Genomic DNA, 18,679 nt, shown 5'->3' with positions numbered 1-18,679 from the left:
GGGTTCGTCGTTTACGGCCTGGGCGGCGGGGCAGGCCGCCACCGTCAGTTGAAGCGGTTGACTTCGCCTTCTAGCGCATCGGCCAGGCGCTTCAACTCGTGCGCGGTGTTGGCCAGTTCGGCACCGGCCTTGCGGCGAGACTGGTTGTCCTGCGCGACGGTGTGCAGGTTCTGGCTGAGCACCGACGCGGTGGCGCTCTGCTCGCTGGTCGCGCGGGCGATATCGGCGAACTGATCGAGCGTCTGCGCGGTGTGCGTCTGGATGTCATCGAGGGTCGCGGCGACCTTGCCGTTGAGTGCCAGCCCTTGCTCCATCAAACGGTTGCCCTCATCGATGGAGGTCATCGCCCGGTTGGTTTCATCCTGGACCGACTGGATCACTTCGGTAATCTCCCGCGTGGCCTGACTGGTGCGAGCCGCCAGGCTGCGGACCTCATCGGCTACCACGGCGAAGCCACGACCCTGTTCTCCGGCGCGTGCCGCTTCAATGGCCGCGTTGAGGGCCAGGAGGTTGGTCTGCTCGGCGATGCCGCTGATCACGCCGACGATGCCGCCGATCTGCTGCGAGCGCTCACCGAGCCCGTTGATGACTTCACCGGTGGACGACAGTGATCGGGCGATCTGCTCCAGTGCGCGCGCGGCCGCACGCATCGACTCGGCGCCTTCGCGGGTGAGGCTGACGTTCTCGACGGTCAGCTGTTCGGTGCGGTGCATGCCGCTGGCGATTTCACTTGCCGTGGCGCTGAACTGCTGGACCGCGCTGACCATGGAATCGAGCTGGGTAGCCTGTTCGGCCGAGCGCTGCTCGGTGCCCGTGGCCAGCTTGTTGAGCTGATCGGCGCGCTGGGTAACGTCGGTGGACGAGGTGCGCACCTTGGCGACCGTACCGGACAACGATTCGGCCATCTGGTTGAAGGTCGCCGTGAGCGCGCCGATCTCGTCCTGGCGCACGACGGGGACACGCACCTTGAGGTTGCCCTCGCCGAAGGCATGGGCCTGTTCCACCAGGCGTCCGAGCGGACGCAGGCGATGACGCAGCAGGACGATGGTCGCAGCGACGGCCAGCAGCAGCGCGAGCAGGCTACCCAGCGCCAGTTGAGTCCCGACGCGCCAGATCAAGGCGTCGATTTCGTCCTGCGGCAGGGTGGCCGCCACGTGCAGGGTTTCCTTCTCGACCGGTGCGGCGAGACTGACGAACTGTTCGTTGCCGTCGCTCCAGGTCAGCGGCTGGTTTGGCTCGGCCTTGGCGATTCCGGCATCCAACTCATCCAGGGTGCTGGCACCGGCGGGCTTCACCAGCCAGCCGGTGGCATCGTCACGCACAGCCAGCGAGCCGCCCTCGCCGATGCGGAACTCGGAGAGGGTCTGGAACTGATCCTGCTGCTCCTGGGTATAGTCGAAGCCGACATAGAGCACCGCGATCACCTGACCGCTGCTGTCGCGGACCGGGGTGTACTGGTTCATGTACTGACGCCCGAACAGCGTCGCGCGGCCAACGTACGGTTGGCCGTTGAGAAGCGGGGCATAGCCGGGGTGCTTGCGGTCGAGCAGTGTGCCGATGGCCCGCGAGCCGTCTTCCTTCTTGACCGAGGTGGTGACACGCAGGAAGTCGTCGCCGGTGCGCACGAACACCGTCGCCGCGCCGCCGGTCAGCTTGGTGAATTCATCCACCAGGGTGAAGTCGCCATTGAGGCGTTCACCGTTCAGGTAAAGCGAGGGCGCCGTTCCGTCCACAGCCGGACCCAGCGTCAGGCCGGATTCGAAACGCCGTTCGAACAGCGTTGCCAGGCGCTGAGTGCTGGTGCGCAGGGTCTGGTGGAAGCTGGCGAGCTGGCCGGCCAGCAGCTGCGCCTCGCTGGCCAGATGCTGGCGGTGGGCGAGCTCGGTGGACTGGCCGAGCGAGCGCAGCGCGAACAGGCTACTCCCGGCGATGACTACCGCCAGAACGCCGGAAAGCGCCAGGCCCAACTGGCCGGCGATACCGGAACGGGTTCCAAACATTCATGTACTCCTAGGCGGGACGGAGATCGCGCCGGTCTCTTATGGGTAGGACGATTGCAGGCAAAACAGCAAGGCTGGTAACGCGGGTATCGGCCTGGTGGGAGTGGCCTTGAGCCGGGCCGACGGACGTAGTTGTCGGCCGTCGGCGCGCCCATTCAGTCATGGTTGGCTTTCAATGGGCTGTCATTGCCATCATTGCGATCGGACCAACGGACGGCGCAACCGTCGCCAGGCGCGAACGACTGAGCAGGCGGACCGGTCTACCCGCTCATGGCCGCGTCCACTTGATGCCGTAGGGGACGATGGCGCATGCCATTTCGCGGCCTGCCCATCAATCTCGTTGCAAGGATGAGTTACCCATGCAAAAGAAAAACAATGCACGTCGGGTAGTTGCTTCTTTCGCTGTACTGGCTTCCACCGCAGCCCTGGCTGCACCCACTTCCGAAGTCGAGGCGTTCAACGACTACTGGAGCCCCGGAAAACCCAACCCGCGGGTCTGTCAGTCACCGCTGCTGGTCGGCACGCCCCTGGGCCTGCCGCGTTGCATGCAGGCGAGCAACGTCATGACGCATCTGCAGAACCTGCAGGACATCGCGTCGCTCAACAACGGCAATCGTGCCTCGGGCCAGCCGGGCTATCAGGCCTCGGTTGACTACGTACGCACCACGCTGGAGCGTGCAGGCTACCAGGTGCGGATACAGGCGTTTCCCTTCCTGGCGTTCTACCCGCAAGGCCCCGGTTCGCTCGCGGCCGTGACGCCGCAGCCGGTGCAGTACACCTGGGAGGAAGACTTCACCTATGCCGACCAGACCGACCCCGGCAACGTCACGGCACCGGTCGTGCCAGTCGATCTCGCGCTGGGCCTGGGCAACACCTCGACCAGTGGTTGCGAGCCGGGAGATTTCGCCGGCTTCCCGGCCGGTGCCATCGCCCTCATGCAGCGCGGCGATTGCCCGTTCGGGCAGAAGGCGACCAATGCAGCGGCGGCCGGCGCCTCGGCGGCGATCATCTTCAACCAGGGCGATACCGAAGACCGCAAGGGCCTGCTGGTCGCGACACTGGGCGAAGATTACGAGGGCGGCATCCCCGTATTGTTCGCGACCTACGACAACGGCGTAGCCTGGGCCGGAACCGACGGTTTGCAGCTGAGCATGAATGTTGACGTGGTGCGCGAGCGGACCGAAACCTTCAACGTGCTGGCCGAGACCCGGCGTGGCAATCCGGACAACGTGGTGATGGTCGGCGCGCACCTGGATTCGGTGTTCGAAGGGCCGGGCATCAACGACAACGGCTCCGGCAGCGCCGCGCTGCTCGAGATGGCGACCCTGATGAGCAAGGCGCACCCGCTGAACAAGGTGCGCTTCGCCTGGTGGGGCGCGGAGGAATCAGGGCTGGTGGGCTCGACCTACTACGTCAACCAGCTTCCCGAGGAGGAGAAACAGCAGATCAAGGCCTACCTGAACGTGGACATGATCGGTTCACCGAACTACGCCAACTTCATCTATGACGGCGACGGGTCGGACTTCGGTCTGCAGGGCCCGCCCGGCTCCGGGGCCATCGAGCGCCTGTTCCGCTCCTACTTCCAGCTTCGCAACGCGCCTTCCGAAGGCACCGAGATCGACTTCCGCTCCGACTATGCGCAGTTCTTCGAGGACGGCATCGCCTTCGGCGGCCTGTTCACCGGCGCTGAGGACATCAAGACGGTCGAGCAGGCGCAGCGCTACGGCGGGACGGCCGGGGAGTCGTTCGATCCGTGCTACCACACCGAGTGCGATGACCTGACCAACATCGACACCGAGGCGTTGGAGCTGCATGGCGATGCGCTCGCGTTCACCACCAGCTGGCTCTCGCTGTCGACCAAGATGATCGACGACGAGATCGCCGCGGCGGCCGAGCAGAGCATCGGCACGATGCGCATCCAGCAGATCCAGGAGAAGTCCCGCTGGGGTCACTGGATCCGTTGATCGCCTGAACACCGCGCCGGCCTGCCGGCGCGGTCCTCCTGCAGTCCCTTTCCCTTCGGCCAGCCGGGCAAATCTGCGACAATCGCGCCCTTCACGCATTCGCCTACGGCAGTCCATGACCGACGCAACGCCCACTGTTGACCAACTGTTGAACAACCTCGACCAGGTGATGCTCGCTGACCGCCATCGCCTGCGCCGGCAATTGCACGACCTGCGCAAGAAGGCAGGTGATGCGCCAATTCATGGGCCGGCTCTGGCGCAGTGGCTCGACCGCTTCCAGGCTTCGGCCGCCAAGGTCGAGGCCCGCCGCCGGAGCGTGCCGGTGATGCGCTATGACGAGGCGCTGCCGATCGCGGCCAAGCGCGACGAGATCAAGGCGGCGCTGGAAAAGCATCAGGTGCTGGTGCTGGCCGGCGAGACGGGCTCGGGCAAGACCACCCAGCTGCCGAAGATCTGCCTGGAGATCGGCCGCGGCGTGCATGGCCTGATCGGCCATACCCAGCCGCGGCGGTTGGCGGCGCGCAGCGTGGCGACGCGGGTCGCCGAGGAGATCGGTACGCCGGTCGGCGAGCTGGTTGGCTATCAGGTGCGCTTCGAGGATCACAGCCAGGACAGTACGCTGGTCAAGCTGATGACCGACGGCATCCTGCTCGCCGAGACGCAGCACGACCGTTTCCTGGAAAAGTACGACACCCTCATCGTCGACGAGGCACACGAGCGCAGCCTCAACATCGACTTCCTGCTCGGCTACCTGAAGACGCTGCTGCCGCGCCGGCCGGACCTGAAGGTGATCATCACCTCGGCGACCATCGACCTGGAGCGCTTCAGCCAGCACTTCGATAACGCGCCCATCGTCGAAGTGTCGGGGCGGACTTATCCGGTCGATGTCTGGTACCGGCCGCTGGCCGCCGAAACCGACGAGGACGGCAACCGCGTCGAGGACGATCTCACCGTCGACCAGGGCATCCTCGCCGCGCTGGGCGAGATCGAAGCGCATGAAAAGCAGGTCGGCAAGCGGCCCGGTGACGTGCTGGTGTTCCTGCCCGGCGAGCGCGAGATTCGTGATGCCGCCGAGGTGCTGCGCAAGGCCAACCTGCGCCACACCGAGGTGCTCCCGCTGTATGCGCGGCTGACCCCGGCCGAGCAGCAGAAGATCTTCCGGCCGATGCCGGGGCGCAAGATCGTGCTGGCCACCAACGTCGCCGAGACCTCGTTGACCGTGCCTGGCATCCGCTACGTGATCGATTCGGGCACCGCGCGCATCAGCCGCTACAGCTACCGCGCCAAGGTCCAGCGACTGCCGATCGAGGCGATCGCCCAGGCCAGCGCCAACCAGCGCAAGGGCCGCTGCGGGCGGGTCGAGCCGGGCATCTGCATCCGGCTGTACAGCGAGGAGGATTTCCTCGGCCGGCCCGAATTCACCGATCCCGAGATCCTGCGCACCAACCTGGCGGCGGTAATCCTGCAGATGCTGCATCTGCGCCTCGGCCAGATCGAGGACTTCCCCTTCATCGAACCGCCGGACGGCAAGGCCATCAGCGATGGCTTCAACCTCTTGCAGGAGCTCTCGGCGGTCAACCGCGAGAATCAGCTGACGCCGCTCGGTCGCCAGCTGGCGCGCCTGCCGATCGATCCGCGGCTGGGTCGCATGTTGCTCGAGGCGGCCAACCTCGGCAGTTTGAACGAGGTGCTGATCGTTGCCAGCGCGCTCTCGGTGCAGGACGTGCGCGAACGCCCGGCCGATCGCCAGACCCAGGCAGACCAGGCGCATGCGCAGTGGAAGGATCCGGACTCGGACTTCGCCGCGCTGATCAACCTCTGGCGCGGCTTCGAGGAGCAGCGCCAGGCGCTGGGCTCCAACGCGCTGCGGACCTGGTGTCGGAAGCACTTCCTCAACTACCTGCGTCTGCGCGAGTGGCGCGACGCGCATCGCCAGCTGACGCTGATCGTCCGTGAGCTGAAGCTGGGCGCGAACAAGACGGTGGATGGCTCCGGCCATCCACCCCACGAAAAGCCTGGGGCGCGCCGAAACCCTAGGGTGGAAAACGCCGAAGGACTTTCCACGCGTCAGGCCGAAGCCGGCACCCAACCCGAGCGCACCACCGACAAGCGCGTCAACGCCAAGCTCGCCCAACAGGCCGAAGCGAACGAGGCAGCTATTCGCGCGAAGGATTACGCGGCCGTGCACAAGGCCATTCTCGCCGGCCTGCTCAGCCAGGTCGGCAGCAAGACCGAAGACGGCGATTACCTGGGCGCGCGTCAGCGGCGCTTCTGGATCCATCCGTCGAGCGTCATCGGCCGCAAGAGGCCGAACTGGGTGATGGCCGCCGAGCTGGTGGAGACCACCAAACTGTTCGCGCGCATGGTCGCCAAGATCGAACCGGACTGGATCGAGCCGCTGGCCCGGCACTTGATAAAGACCAACCACTTCGAAGCGCACTGGGAGAAGAAGCGCGGCCAGGTCGTCGCCTTCGAGCAGGTCACCCTGTACGGCATGATCATCGTCGGCCGCCGCCCGGTGCACTACGGGCCGATCGAGCCGGCGTTGTCGCGCGAGCTGCTGATTCGCGAGGGGCTTGTGCGCGGCGATATCAACAGCCGCGCCCGTGCGCTCAGCGCCAACCGCCAGTTGCTCGAGCGCCTCGACGAGCTGGAAGCCAAGGCCCGCCGGCGCGACATCCTCGCCGACGAGGAAACCCTATTCGCCTTCTACGATGCGCGCCTGCCGGCCGATATCTACCAGACCGCGACCTTCGACAGCTGGTACAAGCGCGAGGGCGCCAAGGACCCGCAGCTGCTGATCATGCGCGAGGAGGATGTGCTTGCCCGCGATGCGCGCGAAGTCACCGCCGCGCAATACCCCGATGCCCTGCAGCTGGGCGATCTGCAACTGCCGCTCAGTTACGACTTCGAGCCGGGCAGCGAGCGCGACGGCGTGACGTTGCGCGTACCGGCGCCCTTGTTGCCGCAGCTGCCGGCCGATCGGCTGGATTGGCTGGTGCCGGGGCTCATCGAAGCCAAGGCGGTGGCGCTGGTGCGCGGGCTGCCGAAGGCGATTCGCAAGAACTTCGTGCCGGTACCGGACTTCGTCGGCGCCGCGCTCGGCAAGATCACCTTTGGCCAGGGCTCGCTGTTCGAGGCGCTCGGCCGCGAGCTGCAGCGCATGACCGGGGCGCGCATCCCCGACAAGGCCTGGCCGGAAGCGGTCGCCAGCCTCGAGCGTCACCTGCGGATGAACATCGAGGTGGTCGACGCCAAGGGCAAGTACCTGGGTGAGGGGCGCGACCTCGCTGCACTGACCGCGCGCTTCGCCGAAGCCAGCCAGGCCGCGCTGGCCATGCCGCCGAAGCAGGCCGAGGCGGATAAGCCAGTGGAAGCGCGTGCCTTCGAGGCGGTGCCGGAGAAGGCCCAGCAGAAGGTCGCCGGCCTTTCGATGACCGTCTACCCGGCGCTGGTGGAAGAGGGTGGGGTCGTGAAGGAAGGCCGCTTCTCAACCCAGGCGGAAGCGGAGTATCAGCACCGCCGCGCCCTGCAGCGCCTGCTGCTCCAGCAGTTGAGCGAGCAGGCCAAGTTCCTGCGCGGCAAGCTGCCCGGGCTCACCGAGCTCAGCCTGCTCTACCGCGACATGGGCAAGCCCGATGCGTTGGTCGAGGACATCCTGCTGGCCAGCCTCGACGAGGTCATTCTCGACGGAGTCTCCCCGCTGCCGCGCGATGGTTCTGCCCTGGCTTCGCTGGCCGAGCAGAAACGTGGCAGCTGGACCGAACACGCCGAGCGCCTGGCTCGGCGGGTCCTCGACATTCTCAAGTTGCGCCAGGGTTTGCAGAAGCGCTTCAAGGGCAAGATCGACCTGGCCCAGGCGGTGGCGCTGAACGACATCAAGGCGCAACTGGCAAACCTGATCTACCCCGGCTTCGTGCGTGACACCCCGCCCGAGTGGCTTAAGGAATACCCCCGTTACCTGAAGGCCATCGAGCAACGCCTCGACAAGGTCGGCGCCCAGCTGCAGCGCGACCGCGTCTGGACTGGCGAGATCAGCGGTTACTGGGAGCAGTACCAGGCCCGCCAGAAGAAGCATCAGCAGGAAGGCAAGCGTGATCCGGCACTTCAGCAATACCGTTGGATGCTCGAGGAATACCGCGTCTCGCTCTGGGCGCAGCAACTGGGCACCCGGATGCCGGTGTCCGACAAGCGCCTGAACAAGCAGTGGAGCGAGGTAGAGGGCTGAGTAACGGCGGTAGGCGTGTTTCGCAGGTGGCCAAACGCTGTGTAGGAGCCAGCTTGCTGGCGATCAGGCCGCTCGATGGACCGTCATGTAGCCGTCATCGCCGGCGAGCCGGCTTCTATAGGAACCGTTGTGCTTGCAGGAGGGGATGCTTCGTGCACGCAGACGGCGTGAGGCGAATAGCCGAACCCTTCGCGCCGCATGACGCGAAGGGCGACCTTTTCGCGACCGCTTAGTCGACGTTGAAGCTGGTGGTGGTGCCGTAGTACAGCTTGTCGACGGCTTTGCCAGCGACCTTTTGCCCGTTGGCCGGCGCTTCGTGACCGCTCGCGACGATATAACGGCCGGCGCCCTCGACCGGCACCCTGACCTGGCCGCTGGCATCGGTCTGCAGTTTCCGGGCTTGGTTGTCCGGGGTGATCAGCATGACGTCGTTCTGCGGTACCGGCTCGCCCTTGAACAGCAGGGTGAAGCGGTCGGCGCCTGCTTTCACCGGGACCAGTTCGAAGTCCATGCCTGGCTGGGTTTCGGTCCGGCCATGACGAGCATGCATCAGGGCCGCAGTCACTTCGCCCTGGTCGTTCTTCCAGGGTTCCCACACCTGGTCATTGGTGGCACGTACGTCACCGTCCCCTTCGACGCTGACTTCCAGATGGTCCTCGCGCACGTCGAGGGCCGCCGTGTTTGCGGTCTCGGCGCCAAGCAGTCTGGTTGTCGGCGCGAGTGCCGCGATGGTCTCGCCGCGCTCCAGCACGTCCTGGTCGGGCTCGCCCAGATAGAGCTTGACGGGGCCTTTACCGTCGCGTTCGAGCCAGAGTTCATGGGCAGTGGCGGGCAGTGCGATCGCGCCGAGAAGCAGGGCACAGGCAAGGGGCTTGAGCATGGGTCGTTCGTTCCTTGTTTGATGAGGCGGGGGCTAGGGGTGCGCTTGGACGTTCCGCCAGCGCACGGTGAACATCGATGCAGGCGAAACCGAAGGAAGCCGATCATCCGCAGCAGGGCGGGCCGCCGATCACGACACAGCTACCGCTGAGGGCGTAGGCCTCCCGGTCCGGACAACAACGGGAAGCCTAGGTTTTTGAGAATGGCTTGTAAACGAGAACGTATCTCGAATGTGGCGGTATTTTGAATGCTCATGTTTCCAGGGCGGAAAACGGGCGACCGTTGCGATTTCCGCCAGACTGAGGCCCGTCTCGCAATTCCCGCGCGGTGCCTACCTCGATCCTGCCGAAGACGGCTGACGGTTGCCCAGCATGCGGGCCAGGACGTCCTCGTCGCGTGGACGGCGACGATGAACGTAGACCATGGCGATGTGGCCGACGATCAGCACCAGCAGGAGCCACCCCAGCCAGCTGTGCAGCACGCCGGGTGCGGTCATCCAGCCGATCGAGCCGCCTTCGAACCCGGGCATCAGCGGAAGGCCGAACGGCTCGAACGCGCGCCCGGAGCCATACTGACGCAACAGGCCGATCGCCGGCACGACGAGCATCAGCGTGTACAGGGCGAGGTGACCCAGCTTGGCCATGAGGCTGAGCGAGGCCGGGCGATGGCCTCGGTTGTGCAGCGACCAGAGCCCACGCAAAACGATGAGTATGATCAGCAACAGGCCGACGACCTTGTGGGTGCCCCAGAGAAACCCTTCGATTGCCGTGTCTTCGAGCTGCAGGTGGGCCAGTGCGGTCGCGAACTGCCAGGCGAGAATGGCAGCCATGCTCCAGTGAAAGAATCGGCTGAGCGTGCCGTAGCGGGCCGGGCTGTCGTGCAGTTGGGTTTGGTTGGCGCTCATCAGGGGGTGCCTCTGGTTAGGGTTTTGGAGAGCGTATCCGCTCTAGCACGGGCCCTTCAACGCCGGAGCCATGCTGTCGCTACCGTTCTGGCGCGTGCAGGGTGCCCTGCGTGTCCAGGTGCAGCCGCAGCAGGTCTTCGGCGAGGACCAGGGTGCCGGAGAAGCAGTGGGCGGCCTCGGCTCGTATGTCCTCGATCGAGAGTCCGCGGCCCGGCTGGTTCTGGTAGCGCGGGCTGAAATGAGTCAGAACCAGGTTCGGCAGCCCGACCGACTGCGCGAATTCGGCGACCTGGGCTGCCGTGCTGTGACCGAACTCGGTCTTGCCGGCTTGTGCGACGGCCTGGGTGTAGGTGGCCTCGTGGACCAGCACCTGGGCGCCGTGACAGGCCTCGCGCAGCAGCTCGGGGCGGTCATTGTCGCCGCCGATCACCAGGCGGCGAGGTGGTCGGGTGGGCAGCAGGTAGTGGTCGCTGCGCAGCGCTCGACCTTCGAGGTCGACGTCGTTGCCGCGGGCCAGCTGGCCCCAGATCGGTCCCCGTGGGATGCCGTCACGCTCCAGCCGCGCTATGTCCAGGCGCGGGTCGGGCCGTGCCTCGGTAAAGGCGAAGCCCCAGCTCGGGACACGGTGTGACAGGGCGGTGGCGGTGACGATCACCTGTGCGTTGCGCCATTGCTGGAACTGCTCGGTGGCATGGAAGCGCAGCTCATAGGGCAGGCCGCTCTGGCTCATCTGCAAGGTCGTGCGCACCCAACCTTCGATGGCGGCAGGCGCGATGATGTCCAGCGGTTCCTGGCGCCGGGCCATGCCAGCACTGGCGAGCAGACCGGGCAGGCCGTAGCAGTGGTCCCCGTGTACGTGCGTGATGCAGATCGCGCGCAAGCCATGCAGCGTCAGCGGCGTGCGCAGCAGCTGGTGCTGGGTCGCTTCGCCGCAGTCGATGAGATACCAGCCCTTGCCGCTGCCCTCGACCAGGGCGATGCCGCTGACATTACGGGCCCGGGTGGGGGTGCCGGACGAAGTGCCGAGAAAAAGCAGATCCACGCGCCGCTCCTGGGTTCGATCGAGGTCTGGCATGGTCCTGCCTTGGCGCTCACACCGCAACCGGACTGCACGACAATGCGCGTACATATATCTTTTAGATACTAAGAAAGCACGAACTTATATTAAGGATTGCTAGTCCGCGCCGTTATGCTGCACGCCTCGATCTGGCCCGTACGGGCGTTCAAGTGGAAGCGCGTGATGGAATTGGGTGTGCTGGGCTTTGTGGTGGCGGGCCTGCTGGTGGGGTTCATCGTCGGTATGACGGGGGTGGGCGGTGGCTCGCTGATGACGCCGATTCTGCTCTGGTTCGGCGTCAATCCGGCCGCGGCAGTCGGAACGGACCTGCTCTACGCGGCGATCACCAAGGCGGGTGGCGTCTGGGTGCACCAGAAGAACCGCAACATCGACTGGTCGATCACCGGTTGGCTGGCCCTGGGCAGCGTGCCGGCGGCGGCGCTGACGCTCTGGCTGCTCAAGGGTCTGCATTCGGACCAGGAAACGCTGAATACCCTCATCAAGCAGTCACTCGGCGTGGTACTGGTGCTGACGGCGGCGGCCGTGCTGTTCAAGAAGCGCTTGCTGGCCCTGGCGGCGAGGCTCTCCGGGCCGACGCCGCGGCTGTCCCCACGCGGCCTGGACGGGCTGACGGTAGGCGTCGGTGTCATTCTCGGGGCGGTGGTGACCCTGACCTCCATCGGCGCCGGCGCACTGGGCACCGTGGCGCTGTTCTTTCTCTACCCGCTGCTCGCCACGCGCCGCCTGGTGGGCACCGAGATCGCCCACGCCGTGCCGCTGACTCTGGTGGCGGGCCTCGGGCACGCCAGCATGGGCAACATGGACTGGACCATCCTGACCTACCTGCTGATCGGTTCGCTGCCGGGCATCTACCTGGGCAGCAACCTCTCGGGTCGCGTCCCGGATGCCGTGCTGCGGCCCTGCCTGGCGGTCATGCTCGCCACGATCGGCTATAAGTTGATCTGAACGACAGCCATCAGGAGAGCGTGACCCGCCGCACCGGGACTGCAAGGCATGCGGCGGCGTTGCCGGGGCCGCATGACCTACGCCACCTTTCGCTTCTATGCCAGGTTGAACGACTTCCTCCCGCTGGACCGCCGCGGGCTGGCTTTCAGTTGCCATTGCGCCCGAGCCGCAACGACCAAACACATGATCGAGGCGCTCGGCGTGCCGCACACGGAGGTGGCGCTGGTGCTGGTCAACGGCCAGCCGGCCGGGCTGGACTGGCCTGTCGACCACGGCGACCGCGTGGCCGTCTATCCGAAGTTCGAACAGCTGGACATCTCGGGGCTTACCACTATCGACCCACTCCCGCCGGGCCCGCTGCGCTTTGTCGCTGATGCCCACCTCGGCGGATTGGCCAGGCTGCTGCGCATGGCCGGTTTCGACACGCTCTATGACAATGCCTACGAAGACCGGCCAATGGCTGAACTCGCCAACCGCGAGCGGCGCATCCTGCTGACGCGTGATCGCGCCCTGTTGATGCATCGGGTGGTGTCGCATGGTTGCTACGTGCACGCGCTCAAGCCCGTCGAACAACTGCGTGAACTCTACGCGCGGCTGGATCTGGCTGGTCATGCACAACCCTTCAGCCTGTGCATGGGCTGCAACCGACCGTTGAAGGCGGTACGCAAACAGGACGTGCTGCACCGGCTGCCGGATAGGGTCCGGCAGCGCCATGAGCGCATCCTCAGCTGCGACGGGTGCGACAAGCTGTTCTGGGAGGGCTCGCATTGGCAGGATATGCGCGCTCTGCTCGAAACCCTGACGAGCCGCAGCTGAGCGCGGCGAACCATCGGCGTCCTCGCAGGGTCTTGCCTATATCGACCTGTCCCGCCCGGAGCCCCATGCATGCGCTCGCGCAGATCCCCCTACCTGATCACCGCCGTTCCGATGCTCGCCACGGGCCTGGCCTGCGTTGGCATCGGCCTGAGCACCGACGCGGAGACCTTCGTCTGGATGGCGCCCGGCTTCGTCCTGCCGGGCCTCTTCCTTGTCGCCCTGGGTGCAGGTGGCCGGGCGCGCTGAGCCGGTCCGGGCCAGCGGCGTGACGCGCCGTCGAGCCGTTGATCAACGCCGACACGGCTCGCACGATCCCACGCGGCCGACCTTGGGACGGTCGACCGCGGAGGCGAACGGGATCAGAGGTATTTGAGCCACTCGATATCGCGCCGCCGTGCCTTCAGGTCCGCGAACCAGCGCACGGCTGGGAACAACGCCACGGCAAGCACCAGCGTCCAGACCCAGAGCGGCCAGACCGCATCGAAGCCGAAATGGCTGCCCTGATTCAGGCCCCAGATCGCCACGGCCGCCAGGTAGAGCAACTTGAGCACGTACAGGTGCAGCAGGTAGAAGAACATGGGGGCCGCGCCGAAGACGGTCAGTGGCTTCAGCCAGCGCTGCGTCTGGTGGCGCTCGAAGGCGCGCAACAGTAGCAGCCCGCAGCCGAGGGTAAGGCAGAGAAACAGCAGGGAGGGTGGATACTTGGTGACGTTGAGTAGACTCATCAGCGTGCGCAGCCCATCCTCACCGCTGCTCCAGGTCTGCTCGCCGTAGCCGTTGATCAACCGCAGCGCGGCGAAGCACAACAACGCAACCAGCCCGGCGTTGAGCAGGTGTCGCTGCCGTGGCACCGAATCCGCGCCACGGGCGAACCAGGGGCCCGCCGCATAGCCCAGTGCGATGACGCCGATCCAGGGCAGCAGCGGGTACGAGGTGCGCAGGCGCAGGCCGTCGGAGAGCTCGATCCAGCCGCGGTCATGCAGTATTGCCCAGGGCACATGCAGCGCCGAGCCTTCGGTGAACTGCAGCGGGTCGAGCAGGTTGTGCCCCGCGACGATGACCAGGCCCAGCGTGGCGAGCAGCCCGCGGGGTAACCAGAGCAGCGCAGCCAGTGCCAGCATGCTCAAGCCGATGGCCCAGATCACCTGGAGATAAATCACGCTGGGCGGGAACTGGAAGGTCCAGGCGAAATTGACCAGGGTGAACTCCAGCACGATGAGAAACAGGCCGCGCTTGAGCAGAAAGCTCGAGACGGCGCTGCGGCCGTCGTGCTTTTCGCCGTACAGGAACGCCGAGAGACCGGTGAGGAAAATGAACACCGGCGCGCACAGGTGCGCCAGGGTACGGCTGAAGAACAATGCCGGTTCGGTGACGCTGACATCCATCGGATCAGGCACCTGCAGATGCAGCAGGAAGGTCTCGCGGACGTGGTCGAGCAGCATGAACAGGATGACCAGCCCGCGAAGCGCGTCGATCGATTGCAGACGCATCGTGGGGGGTGGCGTAGCGGATGGGGCGGGCATGAATTACTCGAAGCGAGCTTGCAGGGCGTGCGCGAAACGGTCGCGCGATGTGTGGCGCGATACGTTATAACAAAAGCGGGCGGCGACCAAGCCATGGCCGGCCGCGCGCCAGTCCGGCTCCGTTCCGCGTCTAGGCGGGCTCGCAGTTGACCATCCAGGACACGCCGAAGCGGTCGACGAACATGCCGAAGCGTTCGGCCCAGAAGGTTTTCTCCAGCGGCATGATCACCTGGCCACCCTCCGCGAGCCCATCGAACACCCGTTCGCACTCGGTGATGGTTTCTGGGTGCAGCGAGATGGAGCAGCCTTTGATGCCTTCGTACGGCGCGCCGCCACAGGCCGGATCGCCCGGCATGGTGTCGGAGGCCATCAATCGAAAGTCACCGAGGGTCAGGCAGACGTGCATGATCCGCTCGCGGTGCTCGGCCGGAAAATGCTCCGGCTCGGGGGCCTGTGCGAAGGTCATCATCTCCAGGTTTCCGCCCAGCACCTGCTGGTAGAGGGTGAAAGCGTCGCGTGCCTGGCCGTCGAAGGTGAGATAGGGGGTGATTTTCATGGGCGCTCCTGTCGGGTTGAACATGGGGTCTTGGCACGTAGCTCGTGCACTGTCGGTATAGCCTGGGTTCTGTTCGCGCGCCGAGGGCGGCGGACAACGGCTTCCGATCATGGTCGTTTGGCGGGAGCGGGAATCGACAATCGGGGGTGTTCTTGACGCGGCGGCGTCACCGTCCGACCAGGCCGGCGTGATGGGTCGGTACGCATTCTCGACGTGAAGGTTCCGGCCACGCCAGGGCGCGTGCGGCGGGTAGCAGCCGGTTCTCGACGAACGTATCGAAGGCCGCCTGGCTTTCCCAGAGCTCGACGATGCGCCAACCGCCAGGGATCGCCGCGCAGGCATGAAAGATCACACCCGGCGGCGGGCCGCTCGAGGCGAGCCGCGCACCCAGCGCTTCGTAACGCCGCTGGTCGACGTCGGGAAATTCCAGGGTGGTCAGGCAGGGCATCGTCAGTCTCGCACAGGGCGCCGCAGGCTCAGCCGCGCGGCGGGATGTTCAGCCCCTTGGTCACAGCCGGACGCGCGACGAAGGCGTCGAGCACCCGTTGCACGTTGACGAAGCGTTCGAACTCCACCAGTTCGCGCGCTTCGTAGAAGCCCACCAGATTGCGCACCCAGGGGAAGGTGGCAATGTCGGCGATGCTGTAGCGCCCACCCATGAGCCAGTCGCGGCCTTCCAGGCGCTTTTCAAGTACGCCAAGCAGGCGCTGGGTTTCGGCGAGGTAGCGGTCGCGCGGACGTTTGTCCTCGTAGTCCTTGCCGGCGAACTTATGGAAGAAGCCGAGCTGGCCGAACATTGGCCCGATGCCGCCCATCTGGAACATCAGCCACTGGATCGTCTCGTAGCGGGCCGCCGTGTCCTCGGGGATGAGCTGGCCGGTCTTTTCCGCCAGATAGAGCAGGATCGCGCCGGACTCGAACAACGCCAGCGGCTCGCCACCCGGGCCGTCGGGATCGAGAATCGCCGGGATCTTGTTGTTCGGGTTCAGCGAAAGAAACTCCTCGGAGAGCTGGTCATTGCTCTCGAAGCTGACCAGGTGCGGCTCGTAGGGCAGACCGATCTCTTCCAGCATGATCGAGACCTTCACGCCATTCGGCGTGGGCAGCGAGTAGAGCTGCAGGCGATCCGGGTAGCTGGCGGGCCATTTCTGGGTGATGGCGAAGCGAGACAGATCATGCATTGGATGGCTCTCCGATGAGGTCTTGATGACGCGCATCTGCCTCCGACCACACCGGGACGCTGATGTTGCGCCTGTATCCGGCGGCGTGCGCGCAGCCCGAGTCTACCCTGGCGGTCGTTGCCAGCGTTGTCGGAGCGGCTGGGTTTCAGGTCTCCAACGAGCGGCCACTCGCAGCATTGGGTTAAAGCAAAAAGATTGCATCTGGAGCGCATTAACTTTCATTTCCACAACCTTGCGCCGCGCCACTAGCATGCCCAGCAGGGCGCCAACGGCGCGAACGGCAGAGGAGAGAGCACATGACGGCAGAGGCCTTGGGTATCGAGCGGCAGCAGCTGGTCGAGGCGCTGGACGAATTGCTCAGTGCCGAACGCGCCGGCGCGCAGGTCGCCAGCGTCAGCCTCGACGACGCCACGAGCGAGGTGCAGCGCAGCGTATTGACGCAGGTGCATCGCGGCGAGGCGGACAGTTGCCGCCGCCTGCGCGAATGCCTGCGACTGCTGGGCGCAGAGCCAGGCCACGAGCGGGGCGCCTTCTACGAGAAATGCATGGCCATTGCGGATCTGGGCGAGCGGCTGGCGCTGGTCGACCGCGGGCAGAAATGGGTCATCCGCCGGCTCGAGGCGTTGCTGGAACAGGTCACTCATCCCCAGATCCGTGACGAGCTCCAAGCGGTACTGCGCACGCACGAGGTCAACAGCGACGACTACGCCGCGCAGGCCGACGCCTTGCGCTGATCGCATGGCTGGCCGCCGGCCGCCGGCCGCCGGCACCCGCTTGGCGTGGACGACCGTTCCCGCTATGGTCGGGGCTTTCCGCCTGCCCTGGAGAGTCCCCGGTGTCCCTGACCACGCCCTACGATCCGCAAAACATCTTCGCCCAGATCATTCGCGGCGATGCTCCGTGCTACAAGCTGTACGAGGATGAGGACGTCCTGGCCTTCCTCGATCTGTTTCCCCAGTCCTACGGCCATGCGCTGGTCATCCCGAAGCGCTCGGCGGCCTGCAACATCCTCGACGTGGACACCGAAGCCCTGTGCAAGGTGATGGCAGTGGTGCAGCGGCTGACGCGTGTCATCGTCGACGAGCTGCAGCCCGATGGCGTGCAGGTGGCGCAGTTCAACGGCGCGCCGGCGGGGCAGACGGTGTTTCACATCCACGTCCATATCGTGCCGCGCTATTCCGGCGAGGGGCTGGGCGTGCATGCCGCCGGCAAGGCCGATCCGCAGGCGCTGGAGCAGTTGCAGGCGCGTCTGTTGCAGCGTCTCGCCGGGCAAGCCTGACGGCTGCGCGCACGCAACAGCGATCCGTTGCGCCTGCGCCTGCGCAGCGCCTAGCCGATCGCCAGTTGTGTCAGCGCGTGCAGGATCAGGCCGACCAGGCCGCCGACGAGGGTGCCGTTGATGCGGATGTATTGCAGGTCCTTGCCGACGCTCTGTTCCATCTGCTCGACCAGCTCGCGGCTTTCCCAGTTCTCCACGCGCTGGGCGATGTACTTGCCGATCTGTCCGCGATAGCGCTCCAGCAGGCCGGGTGCCGCATCCATCAGCCGCTCGTTGATCCAGGCACGCATGGCGGTATCGGCCGCCAGTGAGTCGCCGAGCCCCTGGGTTAGACGTTCGATGCGACGCCCGATGCGCGAGTCCGGGCTGTCCAGATCGGCTTCGAGCCATTCGGTCAGTTCCTGCCAGAGCGTCCTGAGGTAGTCGGTGGTGGCGGGATGCTCCAGTAGCTGGGCGACGATTCGCTCGACTTCCAGCCGATAGGCCGGGTCGTGCTTGAGCCGCTCGATGTACTGCGCCACATGCTCGTCGAAGCGCTCGCGCAGTGGATGCTCCGGATCGTTCGCCACCTCGGCGATGACCGCCGATACGCCATCGACGAACTTGTTCGCCGACCAGCCTCCCACCGCCTTGCCCAGCCCCAGATACCGCAGCGTGCGCACTTCGGCGGTGATCGCGTCGGCGACCAGAGCGCGGGTATCGTCGTCCCGCAGCAGCGCATCGAGCTTGACCAGCGCCTCGTCGAGCATCGCCTGGTGCTTGCCCTGGCGGGTCAGCATTTCGAGGACCTGGCCGCAGACGGGCGCGAGGTCGATCTTGCGCAGGCGGTCGGCCAGCTTGGCCTGGACGAAACCCTGCACGCGCTCGTCATGCAGCGAATCGACGCCAAAGCGGGCGATGGCGGTCAGCTGCCGGCCCACTGCCGCGGCATTGTCGGGATGGCGCAGCCAGCCGGCCAGACGCCCGCCAATGTCCAGCGCCTCGAGCTTGGCCAGCACCAGCGGCGTGGCGAGGAAATGCGTGGTGATGAAGGCGGAGAGGTTCTGCCCGATGCGCGCCTTGCTGCGCGGGATGATCGCCGTGTGCGGGATCGGCAGGCCGAGCGGGTGGCGAAACAGCGCGGTGACGGCAAACCAGTCGGCGATCGCACCCACCATCGCCGCCTCGGCGAAGGAAGCCAGGTAGCCCCACGCGGCATGGCGCGGTTCCAGGGCGGTCGCGACGACGTAGAGCAGGGCGGCGAGTACAAGAAGAAGGCCGGCGACCCGCTTCATGCGTGAAACCGGGGATTGCCAGCGGGTTTGCAGAGGGCTCATGCGATTCCTC

The 18,679-nt window shown here is 65.9% G+C and carries 16 protein-coding genes; 7 read left to right on the top strand and 9 right to left on the bottom strand.

The window, feature by feature from the left end:
* Window positions 1-44: 44 nt before the first annotated feature.
* Window positions 45-2,000, bottom strand: coding sequence for a methyl-accepting chemotaxis protein (locus tag MST27_RS22780; RefSeq protein WP_243606273.1), 1,956 nt, complete (start codon window positions 1,998-2,000; stop codon window positions 45-47).
* Between the two features lie 359 nt (window positions 2,001-2,359).
* Between MST27_RS22780 and MST27_RS12525 the strand changes: the two genes are divergently transcribed.
* Window positions 2,360-3,964, top strand: a complete 1,605-nt coding sequence (locus MST27_RS12525) for a M28 family metallopeptidase (protein ID WP_243606272.1) — start codon at window positions 2,360-2,362, stop codon at window positions 3,962-3,964.
* Window positions 3,965-4,079: 115 nt separating this feature from the next.
* Entirely contained in the window at window positions 4,080-8,192 is a 4,113-nt protein-coding gene (hrpA, locus tag MST27_RS12520; protein ID WP_243606271.1) for an ATP-dependent RNA helicase HrpA, read from the top strand.
* A gap of 229 nt (window positions 8,193-8,421) precedes the next feature.
* Here hrpA and MST27_RS12515 read toward each other — a convergent pair whose 3' ends face one another.
* The 3 genes from MST27_RS12515 to MST27_RS12505 all read right to left on the bottom strand — a co-directional run bounded on the left by MST27_RS12515 (window position 8,422) and on the right by MST27_RS12505 (window position 11,017).
* Window positions 8,422-9,072, bottom strand: coding sequence for a DUF4198 domain-containing protein (locus MST27_RS12515; protein WP_243606270.1), 651 nt, complete (start codon window positions 9,070-9,072; stop codon window positions 8,422-8,424).
* A 330-nt stretch (window positions 9,073-9,402) separates the two neighbouring features.
* Entirely contained in the window at window positions 9,403-9,975 is a 573-nt protein-coding gene (locus tag MST27_RS12510; protein WP_243606269.1) for a cytochrome b, read from the bottom strand.
* A gap of 79 nt (window positions 9,976-10,054) precedes the next feature.
* Window positions 10,055-11,017, bottom strand: coding sequence for a ribonuclease Z (locus MST27_RS12505; protein WP_243606268.1), 963 nt, complete (start codon window positions 11,015-11,017; stop codon window positions 10,055-10,057).
* Between the two features lie 198 nt (window positions 11,018-11,215).
* Between MST27_RS12505 and MST27_RS12500 the strand changes: the two genes are divergently transcribed.
* The 3 genes from MST27_RS12500 (at window position 11,216) to MST27_RS12490 (ending at window position 13,060) form a co-directional block, all read left to right on the top strand.
* The gene (locus MST27_RS12500; RefSeq protein ID WP_243606267.1) at window positions 11,216-11,998 is read left to right on the top strand and encodes a sulfite exporter TauE/SafE family protein; all 783 of its coding nucleotides are present in this window, start codon (window positions 11,216-11,218) and stop codon (window positions 11,996-11,998) included.
* A gap of 72 nt (window positions 11,999-12,070) precedes the next feature.
* Window positions 12,071-12,814, top strand: a complete 744-nt coding sequence (locus tag MST27_RS12495) for a Mut7-C RNAse domain-containing protein (RefSeq protein WP_243606266.1) — start codon at window positions 12,071-12,073, stop codon at window positions 12,812-12,814.
* Between the two features lie 69 nt (window positions 12,815-12,883).
* A complete protein-coding gene (locus MST27_RS12490; RefSeq protein WP_243606265.1) occupies window positions 12,884-13,060 on the top strand; it encodes a hypothetical protein in 177 nt (58 codons plus the stop codon).
* A 113-nt stretch (window positions 13,061-13,173) separates the two neighbouring features.
* On the opposite strand, the gene MST27_RS12485 is transcribed toward MST27_RS12490, so the two are convergent.
* The 4 genes from MST27_RS12485 to MST27_RS12470 form a co-directional block, all read right to left on the bottom strand.
* Complete coding sequence (locus tag MST27_RS12485; RefSeq protein ID WP_243606264.1) at window positions 13,174-14,337, bottom strand: acetyltransferase domain-containing protein; 1,164 nt, start codon at window positions 14,335-14,337, stop codon at window positions 13,174-13,176.
* Window positions 14,338-14,467: 130 nt separating this feature from the next.
* Complete coding sequence (locus MST27_RS12480) at window positions 14,468-14,893, bottom strand: VOC family protein (RefSeq protein WP_243606263.1); 426 nt, start codon at window positions 14,891-14,893, stop codon at window positions 14,468-14,470.
* Between the two features lie 166 nt (window positions 14,894-15,059).
* Window positions 15,060-15,341: a hypothetical protein gene (locus MST27_RS12475; protein WP_243606262.1), complete on the bottom strand. Its 282-nt coding sequence runs from the start codon at window positions 15,339-15,341 to the stop codon at window positions 15,060-15,062.
* Window positions 15,342-15,369: 28 nt separating this feature from the next.
* Window positions 15,370-16,074 (bottom strand): glutathione S-transferase N-terminal domain-containing protein, encoded by a 705-nt coding sequence (locus MST27_RS12470; RefSeq protein ID WP_243606261.1) that lies wholly within the window; start codon window positions 16,072-16,074, stop codon window positions 15,370-15,372.
* Window positions 16,075-16,370: 296 nt separating this feature from the next.
* On the opposite strand from MST27_RS12470, the gene MST27_RS12465 reads away from it, so the two are divergent.
* Together MST27_RS12465 and MST27_RS12460 are read left to right on the top strand one after the other, a co-directional pair.
* Window positions 16,371-16,808 (top strand): DUF6306 domain-containing protein, encoded by a 438-nt coding sequence (locus MST27_RS12465; RefSeq protein WP_243606260.1) that lies wholly within the window; start codon window positions 16,371-16,373, stop codon window positions 16,806-16,808.
* A gap of 101 nt (window positions 16,809-16,909) precedes the next feature.
* Window positions 16,910-17,353, top strand: coding sequence for an HIT family protein (locus MST27_RS12460; RefSeq protein ID WP_243606259.1), 444 nt, complete (start codon window positions 16,910-16,912; stop codon window positions 17,351-17,353).
* Window positions 17,354-17,403: 50 nt separating this feature from the next.
* Here MST27_RS12460 and MST27_RS12455 read toward each other — a convergent pair whose 3' ends face one another.
* Window positions 17,404-18,669: a DUF445 domain-containing protein gene (locus MST27_RS12455; protein WP_243606258.1), complete on the bottom strand. Its 1,266-nt coding sequence runs from the start codon at window positions 18,667-18,669 to the stop codon at window positions 17,404-17,406.
* Between the last annotated feature and the right edge of the window lie 10 nt (window positions 18,670-18,679).

The organism is Stutzerimonas marianensis (assembly GCF_022810315.1).
Lineage (GTDB): Bacteria > Pseudomonadota > Gammaproteobacteria > Pseudomonadales > Pseudomonadaceae > Stutzerimonas > Stutzerimonas marianensis.
Note: the sequence above shows the minus strand (reverse complement) of the source record. Positions and strands in the feature narration are given on the sequence as shown.